Here is a 22,001-nt window from a genome sequence, read left to right as displayed (position 1 = left end):
CGACCTACAGTCCCGCCCCGTGCCCGATCCCGCCGCCCCGCCACCGCCGCTGTTCCGCCGCGCGGTCGAGTCCCTCGCGGCCGTCCGACCCCGGCCCGAGCTGGTGGTCCGCTCCCTCGAGGCGCCGCCGCGGCTGGCCCCGTACGCCTGGGCGACGAGCGTCGAGGCCGACATCGTCCACCGCGGCGACGGCACGGACGACCTGGACGAGCCCGACACGTCCGGGCGGCTCATCCTGCTGCACGACCCGGCCGGCCAGGACGCCTGGGAGGGCGAGTTCCGGCTCGTCTGTTTCGTGCAGGCGCGGCTGGAGCGCGAGCAGCTGGGCGACGAGATGCTCCCCGTCGTCGCCTGGTCCTGGCTGACCGAGTCGCTCGCCGACCTCGGCGGCCGACACACCGCGCTCGGCGGGACGGTGACGCAGACCTCCTCGGTGCGCTTCGGCGACATCGCCGGCCCCAAGCGGGACGACGACGTGGAGCTGCGGGCCTCCTGGACGCCGCTCGAACCCGATGGGGACCTTGCGGCACACGCGGAGGCGTTCTGCACACTGGTGGCCACCGCAGCGGGACTTCCGCCGGTGGGAGTTCGGACGCTTGCGCGGCGAAGTGTGTGAATCGGGGGCGAAGGTGCTGGTCACGGCCCGGGTACGGAGCGTTGATCACCTGATTGGGCGCATCACGGCCGACAACGCTGTAACTTTCACCCGGAGAAGTTCGATCGGATACACGACGTTAGACCGCTTGGGGGGCTACAGTTCCTCCACGACACCTCCTCGGGCGGTCGGGCGCAACTCTCCGTCCCACCGGGGTCCCGGTGTTGGTCGGGGGGCAACGACCGACTCCAGGGAGGTAGTGACGTGGCCGTAGTAGGCCAGGGCACACCCTTGCGCGGCACTCCTGGTGCCGTGCTCCAGCCCGCGATGGTTCCCCATCCGCGGGAAGAGCAGTTCACCGTGCTGGTGGTCGACGACCACCCGCTGCTGCGGGAGGCCATCGCGGCCCGCCTGCGGTCCATGGGCGCCGGCACGGTGCACGAGGCGGCCTCGGTCGCCGAGGCACGTGCGCGGGCGCAGGCCAACGGGCCGTGCGACCTCGCGATCCTCGACCTCGGCCTGCCGGACGGCAGCGGCCTCGACCTCGTCACCGAGCTCCGCCAGCTCGGGTGGAACCGGCTGGTGGTGCTGGCCTCCTCGGACGACCCGTACGCCGTCCGCTCGGCCTTCCAGGCCGGGGCCCAGGCGTACCTGCTGAAGTCCGCCTCGCCCGCCGTCGTCACCGACGGGGTCAAGCGGGTGCTCGACGGCGGGGTCTACGCCGACCCGACCGTGGCGCCGCTGCTGGCCACGGGCACCCGCGTGCCGGGCACCGACAACACCCCGCGGGAGCTGTCGGCCCGCGAGGTCGAGGTGCTCCAGCTGGTGGCGGACGGGCAGTCGAACAAGGAGATCGGTGAGGCGCTGAGCCTGTCCGCGCTGACCGTGAAGAGCCACCTCTCGCGGATCGGGCGCAAGCTCGGCACCGGGGACCGGGCCCAGATGGTCGCGCTGGCGATGAGAGCCGGGGTCATCCGCTGATCGGAGACGAAGCTCGCGGAGTCGACCGTTGACTCCGCACGGCTCGGGGGGCGGGTCGGCGTCGCGCGACGATGCGGCGGCCGGCCCCTCCGCCGTGCCCGGGGGCACCTCGGGTCCCGTCTCGGACGGTGACGCCGAGGGGAACACCCCCGTCCCCCTGCTGCGCCCCGCCGACGGGCTCCCCGAGGTCGTGCGGGATGCGGCGGCGCTCGCCGATGCCGCCGCCGCGCTGGCGGCCGGCAGCGGCCCGATCGCCGTCGACGCGGAGCGGGCGTCCGGTTTCCGGTACTCGCAGCGCGCCTATCTCGTGCAGCTGCGCCGGGCGGGCTCCGGCACCGCCCTCGTCGACCCCATCCCGCTCGGCGGTGACCTGACCGGCCTCGCGCCGGCCCTGGACGGGCCCGAGTGGGTGCTCCACGCGGCCTCGCAGGACCTGCCCTGCCTCGCCGAGGCGGGGCTGCGCCCGGCGCGACTGTTCGACACCGAGCTCGCCGGCCGGCTGGCCGGGTTGCCCCGGGTCGGCCTGGGCCCGCTCACCGAGCGGATGCTCGGGCTGACCCTGGAGAAAGGCCACGGGGCCGCGGACTGGTCCCGCCGCCCGCTGCCCGAGGACTGGCTGGTCTACGCCGCGCTCGACGTCGAGGTGCTCGTCGAGCTCCGGGACGCCCTCGCCGCGCTGCTGGAGGAGCAGGGCAAGCTCGAGTGGGCGCTGGAGGAGTTCGAGGCGGTCCGCACCGCCGGGCCGCCACCGCCGCGGGCCGACCCGTGGCGGCGCACCTCCGGGATCCACAAGGTGCGCAAGCCGCGGGCCCTCGCCGCCGTGCGGGCGTTGTGGGAGGCCCGGGACCGGCTGGCCGCCGAGCGGGACGTCGCGCCCGGCCGGGTGCTGCCGGACTCGGCGATCGTCGAGGCGGCCGTCGTCTCCCCCACCAGCCCGAAGGCGCTCTCGCAGCTGCCCGTCTTCCGCGGGCGGGCGCAGCGCCGGCTCGAGTCGTACTGGTTCGCGGCCCTGCGATCCGCACAGACCCTGCCCGACGGCGAGCTGCCCCGGCCCGCCGCGGCGACCGACGGGCCGCCCCCGGTCTCCCGGTGGGCCGACCGCGACCCGGCCGCCGCGGCCCGGCTCTCCGCCGCCCGCAGCGGGCTGGCGGACCTGTCGGAGCGCTGGTCGGTACCGGTGGAGAACCTGCTGCAGCCGGACCTGCTGCGCCGGCTGTGCTGGGCCCCGCCCGACGACGGCGACATCCCCGCCTTCCTCGAACGGGGCGGCGCGCGGAACTGGCAGATCGCGCTGACCGCGCCGATGCTCGAGAAGGCGCTCTCCCCCCGGCAGGAACCCTAGGAGCCTCCCGGGCCTCCCGGTGGCTCCCGGGCCGCTCGGTCCTCCTGGTCCTACAGCCCCACCCGCTCGCCCCGCTTCACGGCGCGGACCGTGCGGCGGACCGTCGTGACCCCCTTGCGGACCTTGCGCAGCCCGTCGACCTGGGTGGCCTTGTGCAGCTGGTAGCGCCACGCCTCGGGGTGGTCGCCGCGGCGGTCGAGGAGCGTGTAGGCGAAGCGGACCGGGTCCTGGGTGTCCAGGTACCGACCGACCTCCTCGAACCAGTGCATGTTGCGCAGGGCCTGCTCCTGCACCCGGCCGACCTCGGCACGGCGCAGCGCGTCGTAGCCGGCGAGCGCGCCCGGCAGGTCGTCGGCGAAGAGCTTCAGGGACTCGGCGAGCCGGACCGCGTCCTGGACCGCGAGCACGGTGCCCGAGCCGATGCCGAAGTGCGTGGTGTGCGCGGCGTCGCCCATCAGCACCACGTTGTCGCGGCGCCAGGTGGCGTTGCGCAGGTGCCGGAAGGTCAGCCAGGGCGCGGCCGTGCCGGAGCTGCCGACCCGGCCCGGCGGGCGCACCAGCGGCTCGCCGCCGAGCGGTTCGGCGAAGATCTCCGCGACGCGCGCGAGCCCCTCGTCGACGTCGGCGGTGTCCAGGCCGAGCCCGGTCCACGTCTCGGGGGAGCACTCGACGATGCAGGTGCTGGTCCCGCCCGTCGACGGGTAGGCGTAGAACCACAGCCAGCCCGCGTCCGTGCGCTCGAAGGCGAAGGTGAACCGCTCGAGGTAGCGCGAGGTGCCGAGCCAGATGTACCGGTTGCGGCCGGTGGTCACCGAGGTGCCGAAGTCGTGCGCCGCGCGCACCCGGCTGCCCGCGCCGTCCGCGGCGATCACGACGTGGGCCTCGGAGCCGAGGTCGGCCACCCGGTCCTCGGGCAGCTCGGTCTCCCACCGGATCGTGACGCCGAGCTCCGTGGCGCGTGCAGCGAGGATCTCCAGCAGCGCGGCGCGGCCCATCGAGAAGCCGTACTTGCCGCCGATGTGCACGGGCGGCCGCCCGCCGATCCGGACGACCTGGTCGCCCCACAGGATCGCCGCGTCCCGGATGGCGCGGCCGCTCTCGGCGTCGTGCCGGTAGAGGTCGTCGAGCAGGTCCTCGCCGAACGTGATGCCCCAGCCGTGGGTCGCGCCGGGCGCGTTGCGCTCCAGCACCTCGACCTCGGCGGACGGATCGGCCAGCTTGGCCAGGATCGCCGAGTACAGGCCGGCGGGACCCCCGCCGACGCACAGCACCTTCATTCCGTGCCCTCCCCCTCGTCCACCGGAGTCCAACACGTCGCGGGTTAACGCCCGGCGTCCGGGGCGCGAACCTAGCAAGGCACTCGTTCGGACGATTGCGCGGGACCTCCTCGACGGGCGGGGGCGGGTCGGACCTGTGCGTTCCGCGACGAGGAGGCTGGGCTACGGTCGATCGTGTCGCCCGCGGCCTCCTGGTCGTTGGACACAGTGTCGCCGTCGGACACACCTCAGGGGGAGCCAGCTTGTTCGCACGAACGGTCGCCGTGGTCGGCACCGGATACGTCGGCCTGACCACCGGAGCCTGCCTCGCCTCGCTCGGCCACCGCGTGGTGTGCGCCGACATCGACGAGCGCAAGGTCGAGGCCCTCTCGCGCGGGGAGATCGCGATCCGCGAGCCCGGGCTGGCGGAGCTCGTCGCCGAGGGCCTGGCCGCGGGCCGGCTCTCGTTCGTCGTCGGTGCGGCCGAGGCCCTCAAGGAGCTGGAGTCCGAGGGCCGCCCGGTCGAGGTCATGTTCCTGTGCGTCCCCACGCCGATGGGCGTCGGCGGGGTGGCGGACCTGGCGGCGGTCGAGGCCGTCGTCGAGGAGGTCCGGGAGGCCATGCCGCCGGGCTGCGTGGTCGTCAACAAGTCGACCGTGCCGGTGGGCACCGCCGACCGGACGAGCGAGCTGCTCGCGCGGGACGACGTCGAGGTCGCCAGCAACCCCGAGTTCCTCCGCGAGGGCTCCGCGGTGCACGACTTCCTGCACCCGGACCGCATCGTGGTCGGCTCGAACTCGTCGCAGGACGCCGCCGAGCGCGTCGCGGCGCTCTACGCCCGCCTCGGCGCGCCCACCGTGCTCACGGACGCGGCCAGCGCCGAGATGATCAAGTACGCGGCGAACTGCTTCCTCGCCATGAAGCTCTCCTACGTCAACGCGCTGGCGGAGCTGTGCGAGCGGGTCGACGCCGACGTCGCCGACGTGACCGAGGGCATGGGCTACGACCGCCGGATCGGCCAGGCCTTCCTCTCGCCGGGCCCGGGCTGGGGCGGCTCCTGCCTGCCCAAGGACACCCATGCCCTGCTCCAGGTCGCCGACTCGGTGGACTTCGAGTTCCGGCTGCTGCGGGCGAGCATCGACACGAACACCCGGCAGTTCCAGCGGATGGTCGACAAGGTCCGGGTGGCCGTCACCGGCCGCCGCGGCGGGCCGCTGACCAAGACCCGGCTGGCGCTGTTCGGGCTCACCTTCAAGGCGGGCACGGACGACCTGCGGGACTCCCCCGCCCTCGGCGTGGCCGCGCTGCTGCGGCAGGCCGGCGCCGAGCTCGTCGCCTACGACCCGGGCGTCCCGGTGGGCTCGGCCGCGGCCGGCGCCCTCGACCCCCGCATGCTCACCCTCGTCGACGACCCGTACGAGGCCGCCGCGGGCGCGGAGGCGGTCGTGGTGCTGACCGAGTGGCCCGAGTTCCGGTCGCTGGACTGGACCCGACTGGCCGAGGCGGTAGCCGGGCGGACCGTCGTCGACACCCGCAACCTGCTCGACCCGGCCGTGGTGCGCCGTGCGGGCTTCGCGTGGTCCGGCATCGGCCGGCAGGCGCGGGAGAGCCCGAACGCCCGCCTGGGCCGCCGGTGACCCGGCCGGCCACCACGAAACCGGCCCCGAGAACGCCGACGGGGCTCCGCGGCCGGATCCACGGGATCCGCCGGGAGCTCGCCGTCCCGCTGTACCGCAACACCTACGCCCTGATGCTCAACACGGCGGTGAACTCCGCCTTCGGGCTGCTGTACTGGGTCGTCGCGGCCCGCACCTACCCGGACTCCGAGGTCGGCCGCGGCAACGCGCTGACCTCGCTGATGCTGCTGGTGTCGGTGCTGACCCAGCTGAACTTCGGGCAGGCGCTGATCAGGTTCCTGCCCAGGGCCGGCACGGCGTCGGCGCGGCTGATCCTGCTGTCCTACGTGCTGTCGTCCGGGCTGGGGATCCTCGGTGCGGGCGGGGTGGCGGTGTACTGCCACCTGTTCCGCCCGGAGGGCGACCCGCTCCACATGAGCTGGTCGTTCGGGCTGTGGTTCGTCGCCTCGGTCGTCATCTGGTCGCTGTTCAACCTGCAGGACGCGGCGTTGACCGGGCTGCGCGAGTCGCTGTGGATCCCGCTGGAGAACGGGCTCTACGGGATCGTGAAGCTGGTCCTGCTCGTCGTCGTGGCACAGACCGCGGTGAGCGACGGCGTGTTCACCTCGTGGACGCTGCCCGTGGTCGCCTTGATCGTCCCGGTCACGCTGCTGCTCTTCCGGCGGCTGCTGCCCCGGCACGTCGCGGCCACCCGCGCCGACCAGGAACCGGTGGGCCGTCGCACGCTCGCCCGGTACATGGCGGGCGACTACGCCGGCCAGGTCTTCAACCAGATGTCGTCGACCTTTCTGCCGGTCCTCATCGTCGGGCTGATGGGGCCCGAGGAGGGTGCCTACTTCCTGCCGGCGCAGACGGTGTTCACGGCGATGAATTTGCTGACGATGGGCATCACGTCGTCGCTGGTCGCCGAGGCGGCCCGGGACCCCGTGCACGCGCACCGCTACGCCCGGGCCGTGCTGCGCCGCATCGCGCTCACCGTGCTCCCCGCCTCGGTGGTGATCGCGCTGGCCGCTCCCTGGCTGCTGCAGCTCTACGGCACCCAGTACCGCGAGAACGCCACGGTCCTGCTGCAGCTGCTGATGGTCTCGGTGTTCCCGCGCGTGGTGGTGTCGCTGTACATGACCATGTCGCGTCTGGAGAACCGCACGGCACCGCTCGCCTGGATCCAGCTCGTGCAGTCGGCGCTGCTCATCGCCGGCGTTGCCGTGCTCCACGGCCCGCTCGGGCTCGACGCGGTGGGCTGGGCGACGCTCGCGATCGAGATCGCGCTCGCCCTCGCCGTGACCCCGGTGGTGCTCCGGTGGCTGCGCGGGCAGCGGACCGCGCGCAGCCTGCCGGACACCGTCCGGTCCTGAGCCGAGTGCTCAGGCCTTCGCGACGAACCGCTCGGGGACCGGGGTGCCGTGGCGCCACATGTCCCCGAGCGCACGGTCGAATTCCCGCGGCTGCAGGCGCACCAGCCCGCCGCCCGGGTTGTGGGTGATCTCCCCGAAATAGATCTTGCCCTCGACGTTGTAGAGATCGATCCGGGCGAATGCGAATTCGGCACTCAGCGCCTTGGCGACCTCGAGCATCTCGGCGTAGTTCGCCGGCCGCTCCGGGAGCTCGTCGGCGAAAGCGAACCGGCCGCTGATGTCGTATTGCTGCCACTCGGGCGTCAGCATCGTCGAGGTGTGCCCGGTGAAGCGGTCCTGGTCGACCACGACCATGCCGGGGACGCCGCTGAACATGAAGAACTTGTAGTCGGTGGGCGCGGCACCGGTCGGGGTGCCGATGAACCGTTCGACGACCGCGCGCGGCTTCAGCCCGCGGTAGGGCGACTCCTTCCAGCCCGCCTTGTAGAAGTCGGTGGCCAGCCAGCGCCGGACCGTCTCGCGGATGGCCGCCCGGTCGACCGCGGCCAGGTCCGGGACCAGCACGGTCATGTCGCAACCGTGCGTCCCCTTGATCACGCACGGACCGGGGATCGCGTCGAAGTCGAGGTCGGCCGCATTGTCGACGACCTGGTACAGCGGAATCAGGTAATCCTCACCTACCTTCTCCGCGACGTACTCGCGCACCGCGTATTTGTCCGAGGTCTGCCGGACCACCGGGTCCTGCTCGCGCAGGTTCTTCGCGGCGAGCAGCTGCGACCACGTCACGGGGTTGCGCAGCGTGGTCAGTTCGCCCTGGAAGAGGGCGTGCTTGGCGATGGCGAAGGGCCGGTCGGGGAGGAAACGCAGCCGGCGGGCGAGGAGAACCCGCGCATCGAACGTCATCTGCGAGACGATAGCGGAGCGCGGTGGACGCCCCGCCGTCACGTCCGGGAAACACAAAGCGTGACGGACCACCCGTAATCACTCTGCTGCACACGGACCGAAAGAGTGAATGGGGCCGCGGGAGCGACCACCCGGCACCATTGCTAAGGTCCGATTCGTGCCGAAGAATGCAGCGGTGGTCTCGGTGATCACGCCGGCGTACAACGTCGGACGGTGGATCGGGGAGGCCATCGACTCGGTGAGGCGGCAGAGCGAGGGCCGCTTCGAATACGTCGTCGTGGACGACGGCTCCACGGACGACACGGCGGACGTCGTCCGCGAGCGGGCGGCCCTCGACGCCCGGATCCGGCTCATCTCGACCACCAACGCGGGCTCCGGCGCCGCCCGCAACCTCGGCATCGCCGAGACCACGGCGCCGTTCGTGGCCTTCCTCGACGGCGACGACCGCTGGCACCCGGAGTTCCTCCGCCGCCAGCTGCACACCCTGAACACCGCCCCGGGCCCGATCGGCGCGACGTTCTGCCACACCCGCGTCATGCTGGAGAGCGGCCGGGTCGTCGGCCCGCGCTGGCAGCCCGCCGGCGCCTGCGACATGGACCGGTTCCTCGCCGAGAACAACCCGACGCACAACGGCAGCTCGCTGCTGGTGCGCCGCAGCTGCTTCGACGAGGTCGGCGTGTTCGACACCAGCATCGCCAGCGCCGTCGACCTGGAGATGTGGCTGCGGATCGGGGCCTGGTCGTCGACCCCGCTCTTCTACGGCATCCGCCGCTACCTGGTCGACATGCGGCTCATGCGCACCGGCAGCATCAGCTCCAACCGCACCGCGCGGTACGAGGCGCTGGACAAGATGCTCACCGAGTACGCGCCGATGATGACCCGGCTGCACCCCGGCCTGGCCTACGTGCAGCCTGCGGTGTTCGCCTACCGGGACGGGCACGACGAGATCGCCGAGCGCTGGGCCAAGCAGGCCATCGCCGCGGGTCCCGCCCGGCTCGCCCGCAGCCGCTGGGGCCAGTCGCTCCTGGGCTGGCACGGCGCCGGGCCGGCCGGCCGCGTGAAGATGCGCGCCGCCCGCGACAGCGCCCGCGCGAGCATCTACGGCGGCATCTCCAAGGTCGTGCAGTCGGTCGGCTGACCGGCCCGCCGGACTCAGGCCGGCCGAACGGGCAGCCGGACCACCACGGTCAGGCCGCCGCCCGGCACGGGCTCGGCCCGCACCGCGCCCCCGTGCGCCGCCACCACGGCGCGCACGATCGACAGCCCCAGCCCGGACCCGGCGGTCCCGCCGGTGCGCGGCACCGGGCCCCGGCGGAACGGCTCGAACAGCTCCCCCACCCGGCCCGGGTCGATCTCCGGCCCGCTGGAGGAGACCCGCAGCTCGGCCCCGTCGTCGAGCGGCGCGGTGCACACCTCCACCCAGCCGCCGTCGACGTTGTGCCGCACGGCGTTCTCCACGAGGTTGCCCGCCACCCGCTCGAGCAGCGCGGGATCGCCCGAGACCGGCGCCGGGCCGCCGGTGGTCCGCACGTGCAGCCCGCGGCGCGCCGCCTCGGTCGCCGTGACCCGCACGGCGTGCGCCCCGGCGTCGCGCAGGTCCACCGGGCGCCGCGCCGGTTCGGCGATCTCCCCCAGCGCCTCGGTGCGGGCCAGCAGCAGCAGCCCGGACACGAGGTCGTCCGCGCGGCGGGTGGCGTCGCGGACCACCTCGCCCATCCGCCGCAGCTCGGCGACGTCGGCTGCGGGGTCGGCCAGCGTCACGTCGACCTCGGTGCGCAGCACGGAGAGCGGGGTGCGCAGCTCGTGGCTGGCGTTGGCGACGAAGCGGCGCTGCACCTCGAAGGCGCCCTGCAGCCGGTCGAGCATCGCGTCGAAGGTCGTGGCGAGCTCGGCCACCTCACCCCGGGCCGCGCGCAGGTCCAGGCGGGCGTCGAGGTCCTCCGCCGAGAACCGCCGGGCGGTCGAGGTGACCTGGTGCAGCGGCGCGAGCACCCGCCCGACCAGCACCCACGACGTCAGCCCCGCGGCCAGCACGACCAGCGGGAAGGCGATCAGGCCCGCGTGGAGCACCTGCCCGCGGGCCGCGTCCCGGACGGCGTTCGTGACCTGCTCGGCCGGGACCTCGACGGAACCGACACGGACCGGGGTGCCCGGCGGCAAGGACGGCACGGACGCGGCGACGCCGCCCACGAGCAGCCAGCCCAGCCACAGCAGCAGGGCGCTGACCAGCGCGACCAGGCCGGTGCCGAGGAGCGTGAGCTGCCAGCGCAGCGTGAGCCGCGTGCGCACCCGCCCTCCCCTCCGGCCGCCCGTCAGCCGGCGGAGGGCACCCGGTACCCGGCGCCGACCACGGTCTCGATCACGCCCGGCTCACCGAGCTTCTTGCGCAGGGTCATGACCGTGACCCGGACCGTGGTGGTGAAGGGGTCGGCGTTCTCGTCCCAGACCCGCTCGAGCAGCTCCTCGCTGGACACGACCGCGCCGCCCGCACCCATCAGCACCTCGAGGACCCCGAACTCCTTGCGGGTCAGCTCGACCGGCGAGGCCGCGCGGGTCACCGTGCGCCGGGCGGGGTCCAGGGCCACGTCCCCCGCCACCAGCACCGGCGGGACCGCGGGGGCGGACCGGCGGCCGAGCGCCCGCACCCGGGCCACCAGCTCCGGGAAGTCGAAGGGCTTGGCGAGGTAGTCGTCCGCGCCGCGGGACAGGCCGTCGACCTTGTCCTCGAGCGTTCCGCTGGCGGTGAGCATGAGGACACGGGTGGTGCCGCCCCCGCCCACGATGGCCGCGCACAGGTCGTCGCCGGGCATCCCGGGCAGGTCCCGGTCCAGCACGACCACGTCGTAGCGGGTGATCGAGGACTTCTCGTGCCCGGTGTCGCCGTCGAGCGCGACGTCGACCGCCATGCCCTCGCGCCGCAGGCCGCGCGCGACGGCCTCGGCCAGCGGGGCCTCGTCCTCGACGACCAGGATGCGCATCAGCCCGCCTGCTCGCCCGACACCTCGCCGGGCTCCGGCACGCCCGCGCCGGCGGACTCCACCACCGGCCCGGCGGGCAGGCAGCCCGGCACCTTCACCGCCCACTCGGTCACCCGGCGGGCGACGTCCTGCGCGGTGAGCCCCACGGCGGTCAGGACGTCCGACCGGGCCCCGTGCTCGAGGAACTCCTGCGGCAGGGCCACGTCGCGCTGCGGGACGTCGACCTCGGCGGTGCGCAGCGCGTCGGCCAGGGCGGAGCCGAACCCGCCGTGCCGGCCGGCGTCGGCCACGGTCACGACGAGCTGGTGAGCCCGCGCCATCTCCACCAGCTCCGGGGGCACCGGCAGCACCCACCGCGGGTCGACGACCGTGACGGACACGCCCTGCCGGGCCAGCCGCTCGGCGGCCTCCACGCCCAGCTCCCCGAACGCGCCCACGCACACCATCAGCACGGCCGGGGCGGTGCCGTTGGTCCGGTCCTCGCGCAGGACGTCGACGGTGCCGGCCCGGCGCACCGCCGGGACCGACTCGATGACCGGGCCCTTGGGGAACCGCAGCGCGGTGGGCCCGTCCGCCACGGCGACGGCCTCGCCCAGCTCCTCCCGGAGCGTCGCGGCGTCGCGCGGGGCGGCGACCCGGATGCCCGGGACGACGCCGAGGATCGACAGGTCCCACATGCCGTTGTGCGAGGGCCCGTCGTTGCCGGTCACGCCCGCCCGGTCGAGCACGAGCGTGACGGCCTCCCGGTGCAGCGCCACGTCCATCATCAGCTGGTCGAAGGCGCGGTTGAGGAAGGTCGAGTAGACCGCGACCACCGGGTGCATCCCGCCGCGTGCGAGGCCGGCGGCCGAGGTGAGCGCGTGCTGCTCGGCGATCCCGACGTCGACGCAGCGCTCCGGGAACTCCTTGCCGAACTTCGCCAGCCCGGTCGGGCCGAGCATCGCCGCGGTGATCGCGACGAGATCGGGCCGCTCGGCGCCGAGGCGGACGAGCTCCTCGGCGAACACGCTGGTCCAGCCGGTGGTCTTCGGGCCGGTCGGCAGGCCGGTCTGCGGGTCGAACGCCGACGGGCTGTGCATCTGCTCGGCCTCGTCGTTCTCGGCCGGGGCGTAGCCGTTGCCCTTGCGGGTCACGGCGTGCACCACGACCGGGCCGCCGAAGTGCCGGGCCCGGCGCAGCGCGGACTCCATGGCGGCCACGTCGTGCCCGTCGACCGGGCCGAAGTACTTGAGCCCGAGGTCGGCGAACAGCTCCTGGGGGCTGATCGCGTCCTTGAGCCCGGCCTTGAGCGCGTGCAGCCCGGCGTAGACGGCCGGCCCGACGACCGGGGTGCCGCGCAGCGTGTGCTTGCCCGCCTCGAGCAGCTTCTCGTAGCCCGGCTGCAGGCGGAGCGTGGCGAGCCGGTCGGCCAGCCCGCCGATGGTGGGCGCGTAGGAGCGGCCGTTGTCGTTGACCACGACGACGACGTTGCGGTCCCTGGCCGCGGCGATGTTGTTCAGCGCCTCCCAGGCCATGCCGCCGGTCAGCGCCCCGTCGCCGATCACGGCCACGACGTGCCGCTGCTGGCCGGTGAGCGAGTAGGCCCTGGCCAGCCCGTCCGCCCAGGACAGCGACGACGACGCGTGGCTGGACTCCACGTGGTCGTGCACGCTCTCGGAGCGGCTCGGGTAGCCGGAGAGCCCGCCCGTCTTCTTCAGCCGGTCCCAGCCGTCCTGGCGGCCGGTGAGCAGCTTGTGGACGTACGCCTGGTGCCCGGTGTCCCAGATCAGGGTGTCCCGCGGGGAGTCGAACACCCGGTGCAGCGCGATCGTCAGCTCGATCACGCCGAGGTTCGGGCCGAGGTGCCCGCCGGTCCGGGACACCGCGCTGACCAGGAAGTCCCGGATCTCCGACGCCAGCCCGGCCAGCGCGTCGGGGCCGAGCCGCTTGAGGTCCGCCGGGCCCCTGATCGACGACAGAACGGAGGATGGCTGCACGCTCACGCCCGTCACTCTACGAGCGGTGGCCAGCGCCGGGCCCGGCGACACCGGACCGTGACGCCACGATCACGCGCGGGCGGCGGGCTCCAGCAGGTCGGCGACGTGCGCGAGCTCGTTGACCGTCCGCGGCCTGCGGACCCCGTCGCGACGGGCGACGACCCTGGTCAGGCCCGCGTAGTCGAGCGGGAAGGGCAGCGCCCGCTCGATCCCGAGCAGGTGCCCGAGGTAGACGTTGATCACGCCGGCGTGCGCGAAGACCACCGCGGTCCCCCGGCCCGGGTGCGCCGCGACGATCTCCTCCAGCGCCGTGACGACCCGCGCGCGGAAGGCCGGGACGTCGACGTGCTCGGGCAGGTGGCCCTCGACCATCCGCCGCCACTGGTCGGGGTTCTCCCGGGCCAGCAGGTGCACCGGCAGGTACTGCTGCTGGTCGGCGTCGTACTCGCGCAGGTCGTGCACGGTGCGGACCGCGAGGCCGCGGGCGCGGGCGAGCGGCTCGGCGGTCTGCCGGGCGCGGGTCATGGTGCTCGCGTAGACCGCGTCGACCGGCTCGCCGGCCAGGGCGTCGACCACCCGCTCGGCCTGCCGCAGGCCCAGCTCGGTGAGGCCGGGGTCCGCCCGGACCGGCAGGTCGGGCGCACCGTCGACCCGGTCCGGCAGCCCGTGCCGGACCAGGACCAGCCGCATCGGCTAGCGCTTCCCGCTGGTGGCCACGTGCTCGCCGTGGCCGGCCTCGCGCAGGGCGGTGCGCAGCCGCTCGGCGATCCCGTCCTGCTCGGCGTCGTCGACCGACTTCGCCGCGTTGGCGAAGTCGAACGCGGCCATGTCCCACGCGGGGAACACGTGCAGGTGCAGGTGCGGGACCTCGAACCCGGCCACCAGGAAGCCGACGCGCGGGGGCTGCCACAGCGCCTCGACCGCCCTGGCGATCGTGTGCGAGACGGCGGTGAGGTGCGCGATCAGGTCCGGGTCGGCGTCGACCCAGTGGTCGACCTCCTCGCGCGGTACGACCAGGGTGTGCCCCGGGCCGAGCGGGTTGATCGACAGGAACCCGACGCAGCGCTCGTCCGACCAGACGAACCGGCCGGGCAGCTCGCCGTCGATGATCTTCGTGAAGACGGTGCTCATCACGGCGGACCCTACCGTCCGCGGTCGTCCCGGGGGCGGTCGTCGGTCCCCTCTCCTAGAGTTCCGGCCATGCCCCGCACGATCGCCACGAACACGCCCGTCGAGCAGGAGGAGCTCCTGGAGTTCCTCCGGCCGCGGCACAAGGTCGTCCTGCTCACCACCCGGTCCGACGGCGGGGTCCAGGGATCCCCGGTCACCGCGGGGGTCGACGCGGAGGGCCGGGTCGTGGTGTCGACCTACCCGGAGCGGGCCAAGGCGCGCAACGTCGCCCGCACCGGCACCGCCTCCGTGGTCGTCCTGTCGGACGAGTTCGACGGCCCGTGGGTCCAGGTCGACGGGGACGCCGAACTGATCACCCTGCCGGAGGCGGTCGAACCGCTGGTCGACTACTTCCGCGCGGTCTCCGGCGAGCACCCGGACTGGGACGGGTACCGGCAGGCGATGCGCGACCAGGGCAAGGCGTTGATCCGCATCACACCCACCCGGTGGAGCCCCGTCGCCACGGGCGGCTTCCCCGCGCGGCTCGCCGACTCCTGAGCACCGCCCCCGGTAGCGTTGCCGGGTTCCTCCTGTAATCGAGACGGTTCGGCGGGCAGCCGCCGGGAAGTAGGGATCGCATGCGTCCGTGGCCGGGCAACCCGTACCCGCTGGGTGCGAGCTACGACGGGGCCGGGACGAACTTCGCCTTGTTCTCCGAAGCCGCCGAGAAGGTCGAGCTCTGCCTGTTCAGCCCGCGCGGCAAGGAGACCCGGGTCGCGCTCACCGAGGTCGACGGCTTCGTGTGGCACGCCTACCTGCCGACCGTCGAGCCCGGGCAGCGCTACGGCTACCGGGTGCACGGGCCGTACGACCCGGCACAGGGGCTGCGGTGCAACCCGAAGAAGCTGCTCGTCGACCCCTACGCCAAGGCCCTCGACGGCCCGGTGAAGTGGGACGAGGCGGTCTTCGGCTACAACTTCGGCGACCCGCTCTCCCGCAACGACCGGGACTCGGCACCGTTCGTGCCCAAGTCCGTGGTGGTCAACCCGTACTTCGACTGGGGCTCGGACCGGCCGCCGAAGATCCCCTACCACGAGTCCGTCATCTACGAGGCGCACGTCCGCGGCCTCACGATCGCGCACCCGGACATCCCGGAGGAGCTGCGCGGCACCTACGCCGGCCTGGCGCACCCGGTGATGATCGAGCACCTGCAGCGGCTCGGGGTCACGGCCGTGGAGCTCATGCCGGTGCACGAGTTCCTCAACGACCACCACCTGCAGGAGAAGGGCCTCTCCAACTACTGGGGCTACAACACGCTGGCCTTCCTCGCCCCGCACCACGCGTACACCATGCGCAACAGCCGTCCCGGCAGCCAGGTGCACGAGTTCAAGGCCATGGTGCGCGACCTGCACGAGGCGGGCATCGAGGTGATCCTCGACGTCGTCTACAACCACACCGCCGAGGGCTCGGACATGGGCCCGACGCTGTCCCTGCGCGGGATCGACAACCACGCCTACTACCGGCTGGTCGAGGACGACCCGCGGTACTACATGGACTACACGGGCACGGGCAACTCGCTCAACGTCCGCAACCCGCACACCCTGCAGCTGATCATGGACTCGCTGCGCTACTGGGTCACCGAGATGCACGTCGACGGCTTCCGCTTCGACCTCGCCTCCACCCTCGCCCGCGAGTTCTACGACGTCGACCGGCTGTCGGTGTTCTTCGACCTGGTGCAGCAGGACCCGGTGATCTCGCAGGTCAAGCTGATCGCCGAGCCGTGGGACGTCGGGCCCGGCGGGTACCAGGTCGGCAACTTCCCGCCGCTGTGGACGGAGTGGAACGGCAAGTACCGCGACACCGTGCGGGACTTCTGGCGCGGCGAGCCCGGCACCCTGGGCGAGTTCGCGTCCCGGCTGACCGGCTCGAGCGACCTCTACCAGGAGGACGGGCGGCGGCCGTACGCGTCGATCAACTTCGTCACCGCGCACGACGGGTTCACCCTCGCCGACCTGGTGTCGTACAACGACAAGCACAACGACGCCAACGGCGAGGGCGGCAACGACGGCGAGAGCCACAACCGCTCCTGGAACTGCGGGGTCGAGGGCCCCACGGACGACCCGGGGGTGCTGGAGCTGCGCGCCCGCCAGCAGCGCAACTTCCTCACCACGCTGATGCTGAGCCAGGGCGTGCCGATGCTGCTGCACGGCGACGAGCTCGGCCGCACGCAGGGCGGCAACAACAACGTCTACTGCCAGGACAACGACATCTCCTGGGTGGACTGGTCGCTGGCCGGCAAGAACGCCGGGCTGGTCGGGTTCACCGCCGGCGTCGCGGCCCTGCGGCACGCGCACCCGGTGTTCCGGCGCCGCCGCTTCTTCCAGGGCAGGCCGATCGCGCCGCGCCGGCGGGACTCGCTGGCCGACATCGCCTGGTTCACCCCGGACGGCACCGAGATGACCGAGGGCGACTGGGACTCCGGCTTCGGCAAGTGCGTGATCGCGTTCCTCAACGGCGAGGGCATCTCCGACCTCGACCCGCGCGGCGAGCGCGTCACGGACGACTCGTTCCTGCTGGCGTTCAACGCGCACTGGGAGGACATCGAGGTCACGCTGCCCACCGCCGAGTACGGCAAGGAGTGGGCGATCGTCGTCGACACCGCGGCGGGCGAGGTGATCACCCTGTCCACGGCGCCGGGCGTGATCGCGGCCGAGCCGCCGATGACCCGGGCCGGCGCCACGCACACCGTGCCGGCGCGTTCCCTCCTCGTCCTCCAGCGGACCGTGTGATGCCTCGTCCGATCCCCTCCTCGACCTACCGGCTGCAGTTCTCCGCGGAGCAGACCTTCGCCGACGCGCAGGGCCTGGTCGACTACCTGGAGCGGCTCGGGATCGGGGCGCTCTACGCGTCGCCGCTGCTCGAGTCCGGGGCCGGGTCCAACCACGGGTACGACGTCGTCGACCCCACCCGGATCTCCGCCGAGCGCGGCGGGCCGGAGGGGTTGCGCGCCCTCCTGACCCGGCTGCGCGAGGCGAACCTGACGATGCTGCTCGACGTGGTGCCCAACCACGTCGGCGTCGAGGTGCCGAAGGCCAACCCGTGGTGGTGGGACGTCCTGCGGCACGGGCAGGGCTCGCGCTGGGCGGGCCACTTCGACATCGACTGGGCGGCCGGCCCGCTGCTGCTGCCGATCCTCGACGCCGACGAGCCGAAGGCCCTGTCGGAGCTGTCGGTCCAGGACGGCGAGCTGCGCTACTACGAGCACGCCTTCCCGCTGGCGGCGGGCACCGAGCACGGGTCGGTCGCCGAGATCCACGAGCGGCAGCACTACCGGCTCGTGTCCTGGAAGCGGGGCGCGGCGGAGCTGACCTACCGGCGGTTCTTCGACGTCTCCACGCTGGCCGCGGTGCGCGTCGAGCTGCCCGAGGTCTTCGCCGACACGCACCGCGAGATCCTGCGGTGGCTCGACGAGGGCCCCACGATCATCGGGCTGCGCGTCGACCACCCGGACGGGCTCTCCGACCCCGGCGGCTACGTGCGCCGGCTGCGCGAGGCCATCGGCCCGGACCGCTGGCTGCTGGTGGAGAAGATCCTGCACCTCGGTGAGGAGCTGCCGGTCTCCTGGCCGGTCGACGGGACCTCGGGGTACGAGGCGCTGGCCGACGTCCAGGGCGTGTTCGTCGACCCCGCCGGGGCCGGGCTGCTCACCCAGTTCACGGCCGAGCACATCGGCGCCAAGGTCTCGGCGCACGCGGCCGAGCACCGGGGCCGCCGCGAGGTGGCCGACACGATCCTGGCGGCCGAGGTGCGGCGGATCGCCGCACTCGTGCCGGTGCCGGAGGCCGCGCCGTCGACCGAGGAGGACCCGGGGCCGGCCGCCGACCGGGTCCGGGACGCGGTGGCCGAGTTCCTCTGCGGGTTCCCGGTCTACCGCAGCTACCTGCCGGAGGGTCGGGAGGCGCTCGACACCGCGGTGGCGGTGGCCCGGGCCAACCGGCCGGACCTGGCGCCGGTCCTCGAGGCGATCCACGCCGCGATGCTCGCCGACCCGGAGGGCCTGCTCGCCACGCGCGTGCAGCAGACCTCCGGGATGGTGATGGCCAAGGGCGTCGAGGACACCGCCTTCTACCGGTACAACCGGCTCGTCGCGCTCAACGAGGTCGGCGGCGACCCCGGCCGCTTCGGCCTGTCCCCCGCGGGCTTCCACGCCGCGCTGTCCGCCCGTGAGTCGGGCTGGCCGCGCACGATGACCACGCTCTCCACGCACGACACCAAGCGGTCCGAGGACGTCCGGGCGCGGCTGGCCGTGCTCGCCGAGATCCCCGGCGAGTGGGTCGAACGGGTCCGCCGCTGGTCGGCGCGGCACCCGCTGCCCGAGCGGTCGCTGGAGCTGCTGGCCTGGCAGAGCGTGGTCGGCGCCTGGCCGATCCCTGCGGACCGGCTCGCCGCCTACCTCGGGAAGGCGTCGAAGGAGGCCAAGCTCGCGACCAGCCACGTCGAGCCCGTCCCGGAGGTCGACGAGGCGGTCGCGGCCTGGCCCGAGCAGGTCCTGGGCGACGCCGAGCTGGTCGCCGAGATCACCGCGTTCGTCGAGCGGATCTCCGCGCCCGGCTGGTCGAACTCGCTGGGCCAGAAGATCCTGCAGCTCGCCGGGCCGGGTGTGCCGGACGTCTACCAGGGCACCGAGCTGTTCGAGTACTCCCTGGTCGACCCGGACAACCGGCGCCCGGTCGACTTCGCGGCACGGCAGCGGCTGCTGGCGCGGCTCGACGAGGGCTGGCTGCCCGGGATCGACGACACGACCACCGAGGGCGCGGCGAAGCTGCTGGTCACCGCCACGGCGGCGCGGCTGCGGCGGTACCGCCCCGAGCTGTTCCACGGCTATCGGGCCGTGCCGGCGCAGGGGAACGCGGCCGAGCACGCGGTGGCGTTCACGCGCAGCCCCAGGCTCGTCGCCGTCGCCACCCGGCTGCCCGTGGGGCTCGGGGCCAAGGGCGGCTGGGGTGACACCGTCCTCCCGCTGCCCGACGGCGCCGCGGACTGGCACGACATGATCACCGACACCCCGGTCGACGGGAGCGCCCCGCGGCTGGCGACGCTGCTCGCCCGCTACCCCGTCGCCCTGCTCGTCCGCCCGGCCTGACCCGGGCCCGGCCGGCCCGGACCGGGCCGGCCGGGTGCACGTCTCGCGCAGCGCACCCTGTTGCGCATGACGCGGCTCACGTTCCGGAACTCCGTCCGGCCGTCCTGACGTTGTCCACCTGATATCTCGGCGATCGAAGTAAAGATCGGCCGGAGCGGACGACACAGGACAAGGAGTTCGGTGAGTGAGATCGCAGTACGACTGAAGGACGTCCTGGCCGCCTCGGACGCCTACCGGCAGACCGTGGCCCGGCTCGTGGGCCTGGGCGTCCCGGAGACCACGATCCTGGTGCACCTGCTGCACGCGGGTCCGCGGAGGCCGTCGACGTTGGCGCGTCGCGTGGGCGTCACGCCGGCCAGCGTGACCGCGCAGCTGGACCGCCTCGAGCTGGCCGGGCACGTCGTCCGCCGCTCCAACCCGCGCGACCGCCGCAGCGTGCTCGTGGACCTGACCGACCAGGGGCGCGACCTGGCCGGGCGGTTGTTCGCCCTTTTCGACCGCGACGTGGCGACCGGCGTCGGCGACGCCGATCCGGCCACCACCGCGGAGCTGGGCCGCATTCTCGAACACCTCTCGCGGCGGCTCGACGAGCGCGCCCGCGACACCCACGCCATCGCCGCCGACCTGGAGGAATCCGGCCGCCGGTGATCGCGGGACGAACCGGCTGAAATGGTTCGACAGCCGTACTTCTCGGCATCGGGATATTCTGCGGGAAAGTGCGGCTGAACGGCCGATTCCGGCACGCCGTGCCGTTCCTACCCTCGACCGGGCAACACAAGGTCCGGGTCCGATTCCCCCATCCCACCGGTACCTCGTTGCCGGGATCGCCGGCCGACTCCGTGCCCCCCGACCGGCCGGCGGTCCCGACCCCGGGTCCCGCCGTGCGGTGGCGGCGGGAACCGACCCGCCGGGCTGAGCCGCGTGTCACGGGGCCCGCGCGGGCGCCGCGGCCGCTCATTCGGCAGGATTCCCCCGTGGCTGAGTACGCGGTGTGGGCGCCGGAGAAGGACAGGGTCCGGGTCCTGGTGGACGGCGAGACGTACGCGATGCGGCGGGAACCGGGCGGCTGGTGGCGCGCCGACGTCGAGGACAACGGTCCGGGCTCGGCCTATGCCTTCCTGGTCGACGACGACCCGACCCCGCTGCCCGACCCGCGGTCGACGTGGCAACCCAACGGGGTCCACTCGGCGTCGCGCCGCTACGACCAGGCGTCCTTCTGGTGGACCGACCAGGCGTGGACCGGGCGCACGCTGGCCGGCAGCGTGCTCTACGAGTGCCACATCGGCACGTTCACCGACGAGGGCACCTTCGACTCGGCGATCGAGAAGCTCGACCACCTTGTCGCGCTCGGGGTCGACATGGTCGAGGTCCTGCCGGTCAACGCCGTCGACGGGCCGCGGAACTGGGGCTACGACGGCGTCGGCTGGTACGCCGTCACCGAGAACTACGGCGGCCCGGACGGCTTCAAGCGGTTCGTCGACGCCGCGCACGCCCGCGGGCTCGGGGTGGTCCTCGACGTCGTCTACAACCACCTCGGCCCGTCCGGCGCCTACCTCGACAGGTTCGGGCCGTACTTCGCCGGCAGCAACATCTGGGGCCCGTCGCTCAACCTCGACGGCCCGTGGTCCGACGAGGTGCGCCGGTTCGCCATCGACAACGCCCTGATGTGGCTGCGGGACTTCCACGTCGACGGGCTGCGGATCGACGCCGTGCACGCCTTGCGCGACACCCGCGCCCAGCACGTCCTCGAGCAGCTCGCGGTGGAGGTGGCGGCCCTCGAGGCGCACGTCGGCCGCCCGCTCTCGCTGATCGCCGAGTCGGACCTCAACGACCCGAAGATGATCACCGCGCGCGAGGGCGGCGGCCTCGGGATGACGGCGCAGTGGACGGACGACATCCACCACTGCCTGCACAGCGTGCTCACCGGCGAGGGCCAGGGCTACTACGCCGACTTCGCCGAGGCCGACCTCGCGGGCCTGGCCCACGTGCTGACCCGCGGGTTCCTGCACGAGGGCACCTGGTCGAGCTTCCGCAAGCGGACGCACGGGGCGCCCGTCGACACCGCCCGGATCCCGGGCCACCGCTTCGTCGCCTACCTGCAGAACCACGACCAGATCGGCAACCGGGCCACCGGCGACCGGCTCACCCAGCTGCTCTCCCCCGGCATCCTGGCCTGCGGCGCGGCGATCCTGTTCACCTCGCCGTTCACCCCGATGCTGTTCATGGGCGAGGAGTGGGGCGCCCGCACGCCCTGGCAGTTCTTCTCCTACTTCCCGGACGAAGGGCTCCGCGAGGCCGTCCGCAAGGGCCGCACCGCGGAGTTCGCCGAGCACGGCTGGGGCGACGTCGAGGTCCCGGACCCCAACGCCGAGTCCACGTTCCTCGACTCGAAGCTGGACTGGACCGAGCACGAGCAGGAGCCGCACGCGACCCTGCTCGCGATGCACAAGGAGCTCATCGCCATCCGCAAGGCGTGGCCGGAGCTCTCCGACCCCTGGCTCGACGAGGTGGCGGTCGACGTCCATCCCGAGGCCCGCACGCTGGTCATCCACCGCGGTCGGCTGCGGGTGCTGGTGAACCTCGGGACCGAGGAGGTGGCGCTCGACCTCGGCGCCACCATCACCCGCATCCTGCTGGCCAGCGAGCCCACGGCCAGCGAGCAGTCGGACATCACGCTGCCCGGGGAGTCCTTCGCGATCGCGGTCCTCGAGAATTGACCGCACAA

Annotated in this window: 18 protein-coding genes; 11 read left to right on the top strand and 7 right to left on the bottom strand. The window is 73.4% G+C overall.

Annotation, left to right across the window (positions count from 1 at the left end; all coding sequences use genetic code 11):
- The first annotated feature begins 19 nt into the window (after positions 1 to 19).
- The 3 genes from LWC35_RS30720 to LWC35_RS30710 all read left to right on the top strand — a co-directional run bounded on the left by LWC35_RS30720 (position 20) and on the right by LWC35_RS30710 (position 2,918).
- The gene (locus LWC35_RS30720; protein ID WP_232873784.1) at positions 20 to 616 is read left to right on the top strand and encodes a DUF3000 domain-containing protein; all 597 of its coding nucleotides are present in this window, start codon (positions 20 to 22) and stop codon (positions 614 to 616) included.
- A 306-nt stretch (positions 617 to 922) separates the two neighbouring features.
- Positions 923 to 1,576: a response regulator gene (locus LWC35_RS30715; RefSeq protein ID WP_156067259.1), complete on the top strand. Its 654-nt coding sequence runs from the start codon at positions 923 to 925 to the stop codon at positions 1,574 to 1,576.
- A gap of 94 nt (positions 1,577 to 1,670) precedes the next feature.
- Entirely contained in the window at positions 1,671 to 2,918 is a 1,248-nt protein-coding gene (locus LWC35_RS30710) for a ribonuclease D (protein ID WP_232873783.1), read from the top strand.
- A 50-nt stretch (positions 2,919 to 2,968) separates the two neighbouring features.
- On the opposite strand, the gene LWC35_RS30705 is transcribed toward LWC35_RS30710, so the two are convergent.
- Complete coding sequence (locus tag LWC35_RS30705; RefSeq protein WP_232873782.1) at positions 2,969 to 4,195, bottom strand: FAD-dependent monooxygenase; 1,227 nt, start codon at positions 4,193 to 4,195, stop codon at positions 2,969 to 2,971.
- A 242-nt stretch (positions 4,196 to 4,437) separates the two neighbouring features.
- Here LWC35_RS30705 and LWC35_RS30700 point away from each other — a divergent pair, with 242 nt between their 5' ends.
- Entirely contained in the window at positions 4,438 to 5,811 is a 1,374-nt protein-coding gene (locus LWC35_RS30700) for a UDP-glucose dehydrogenase family protein (protein WP_232873781.1), read from the top strand.
- On the top strand, positions 5,808 to 7,166 hold the full coding sequence (locus tag LWC35_RS30695) for a lipopolysaccharide biosynthesis protein (RefSeq protein ID WP_232873780.1): 1,359 nt from the start codon (positions 5,808 to 5,810) through the stop codon (positions 7,164 to 7,166). The genes LWC35_RS30700 and LWC35_RS30695 overlap by 4 nt, the downstream gene beginning before the upstream one ends.
- Before the next feature lie 9 nt (positions 7,167 to 7,175).
- Here the strand turns inward: LWC35_RS30695 and LWC35_RS30690 are convergent, their stop codons facing one another.
- A complete protein-coding gene (locus LWC35_RS30690; RefSeq protein WP_232873779.1) occupies positions 7,176 to 8,069 on the bottom strand; it encodes an ATP-grasp fold amidoligase family protein in 894 nt (297 codons plus the stop codon).
- Between the two features lie 157 nt (positions 8,070 to 8,226).
- Between LWC35_RS30690 and LWC35_RS30685 the strand changes: the two genes are divergently transcribed.
- The gene (locus LWC35_RS30685) at positions 8,227 to 9,207 is read left to right on the top strand and encodes a glycosyltransferase family 2 protein (protein WP_232873778.1); all 981 of its coding nucleotides are present in this window, start codon (positions 8,227 to 8,229) and stop codon (positions 9,205 to 9,207) included.
- A gap of 14 nt (positions 9,208 to 9,221) precedes the next feature.
- Here LWC35_RS30685 and LWC35_RS30680 read toward each other — a convergent pair whose 3' ends face one another.
- The 5 genes from LWC35_RS30680 to LWC35_RS30660 form a co-directional block, all read right to left on the bottom strand.
- Positions 9,222 to 10,358, bottom strand: coding sequence for a sensor histidine kinase (locus LWC35_RS30680; protein ID WP_232873777.1), 1,137 nt, complete (start codon positions 10,356 to 10,358; stop codon positions 9,222 to 9,224).
- A gap of 23 nt (positions 10,359 to 10,381) precedes the next feature.
- Positions 10,382 to 11,047, bottom strand: a complete 666-nt coding sequence (locus LWC35_RS30675; RefSeq protein ID WP_232873776.1) for a response regulator transcription factor — start codon at positions 11,045 to 11,047, stop codon at positions 10,382 to 10,384.
- Positions 11,047 to 13,023: a 1-deoxy-D-xylulose-5-phosphate synthase gene (gene dxs, locus LWC35_RS30670; RefSeq protein ID WP_232873792.1), complete on the bottom strand. Its 1,977-nt coding sequence runs from the start codon at positions 13,021 to 13,023 to the stop codon at positions 11,047 to 11,049. The genes LWC35_RS30675 and dxs overlap by 1 nt, the downstream gene beginning before the upstream one ends.
- 69 nt (positions 13,024 to 13,092) lie before the next feature.
- The gene (locus LWC35_RS30665) at positions 13,093 to 13,713 is read right to left on the bottom strand and encodes a histidine phosphatase family protein (RefSeq protein WP_232873775.1); all 621 of its coding nucleotides are present in this window, start codon (positions 13,711 to 13,713) and stop codon (positions 13,093 to 13,095) included.
- 3 nt (positions 13,714 to 13,716) lie between these two features.
- Positions 13,717 to 14,154: an HIT family protein gene (locus LWC35_RS30660; RefSeq protein ID WP_232873774.1), complete on the bottom strand. Its 438-nt coding sequence runs from the start codon at positions 14,152 to 14,154 to the stop codon at positions 13,717 to 13,719.
- Between the two features lie 69 nt (positions 14,155 to 14,223).
- Between LWC35_RS30660 and LWC35_RS30655 the strand changes: the two genes are divergently transcribed.
- From LWC35_RS30655 to treZ, 5 genes are all read left to right on the top strand, one after another.
- On the top strand, positions 14,224 to 14,691 hold the full coding sequence (locus LWC35_RS30655; protein WP_232873773.1) for a PPOX class F420-dependent oxidoreductase: 468 nt from the start codon (positions 14,224 to 14,226) through the stop codon (positions 14,689 to 14,691).
- Between the two features lie 80 nt (positions 14,692 to 14,771).
- The gene (gene glgX, locus LWC35_RS30650) at positions 14,772 to 16,922 is read left to right on the top strand and encodes a glycogen debranching protein GlgX (RefSeq protein ID WP_232873772.1); all 2,151 of its coding nucleotides are present in this window, start codon (positions 14,772 to 14,774) and stop codon (positions 16,920 to 16,922) included.
- Entirely contained in the window at positions 16,922 to 19,276 is a 2,355-nt protein-coding gene (treY, locus tag LWC35_RS30645) for a malto-oligosyltrehalose synthase (RefSeq protein WP_232873771.1), read from the top strand. Before glgX ends, treY begins: the two co-directional genes overlap by 1 nt.
- A gap of 180 nt (positions 19,277 to 19,456) precedes the next feature.
- Complete coding sequence (locus LWC35_RS30640; protein ID WP_232873770.1) at positions 19,457 to 19,924, top strand: MarR family winged helix-turn-helix transcriptional regulator; 468 nt, start codon at positions 19,457 to 19,459, stop codon at positions 19,922 to 19,924.
- A gap of 326 nt (positions 19,925 to 20,250) precedes the next feature.
- Positions 20,251 to 21,993, top strand: coding sequence for a malto-oligosyltrehalose trehalohydrolase (gene treZ / locus LWC35_RS30635; protein ID WP_232873769.1), 1,743 nt, complete (start codon positions 20,251 to 20,253; stop codon positions 21,991 to 21,993).
- Positions 21,994 to 22,001: the final 8 nt, after the last annotated feature.

Origin of the sequence: Pseudonocardia kujensis (assembly GCF_021283305.1) — a bacterium.
In the GTDB taxonomy this organism is placed as follows: Bacteria; Actinomycetota; Actinomycetes; order Mycobacteriales; family Pseudonocardiaceae; genus Pseudonocardia; species Pseudonocardia kujensis.
The sequence above is the reverse complement of the archived record's forward strand: the minus strand, read 5'-3'. Positions and strand labels throughout refer to the sequence as shown.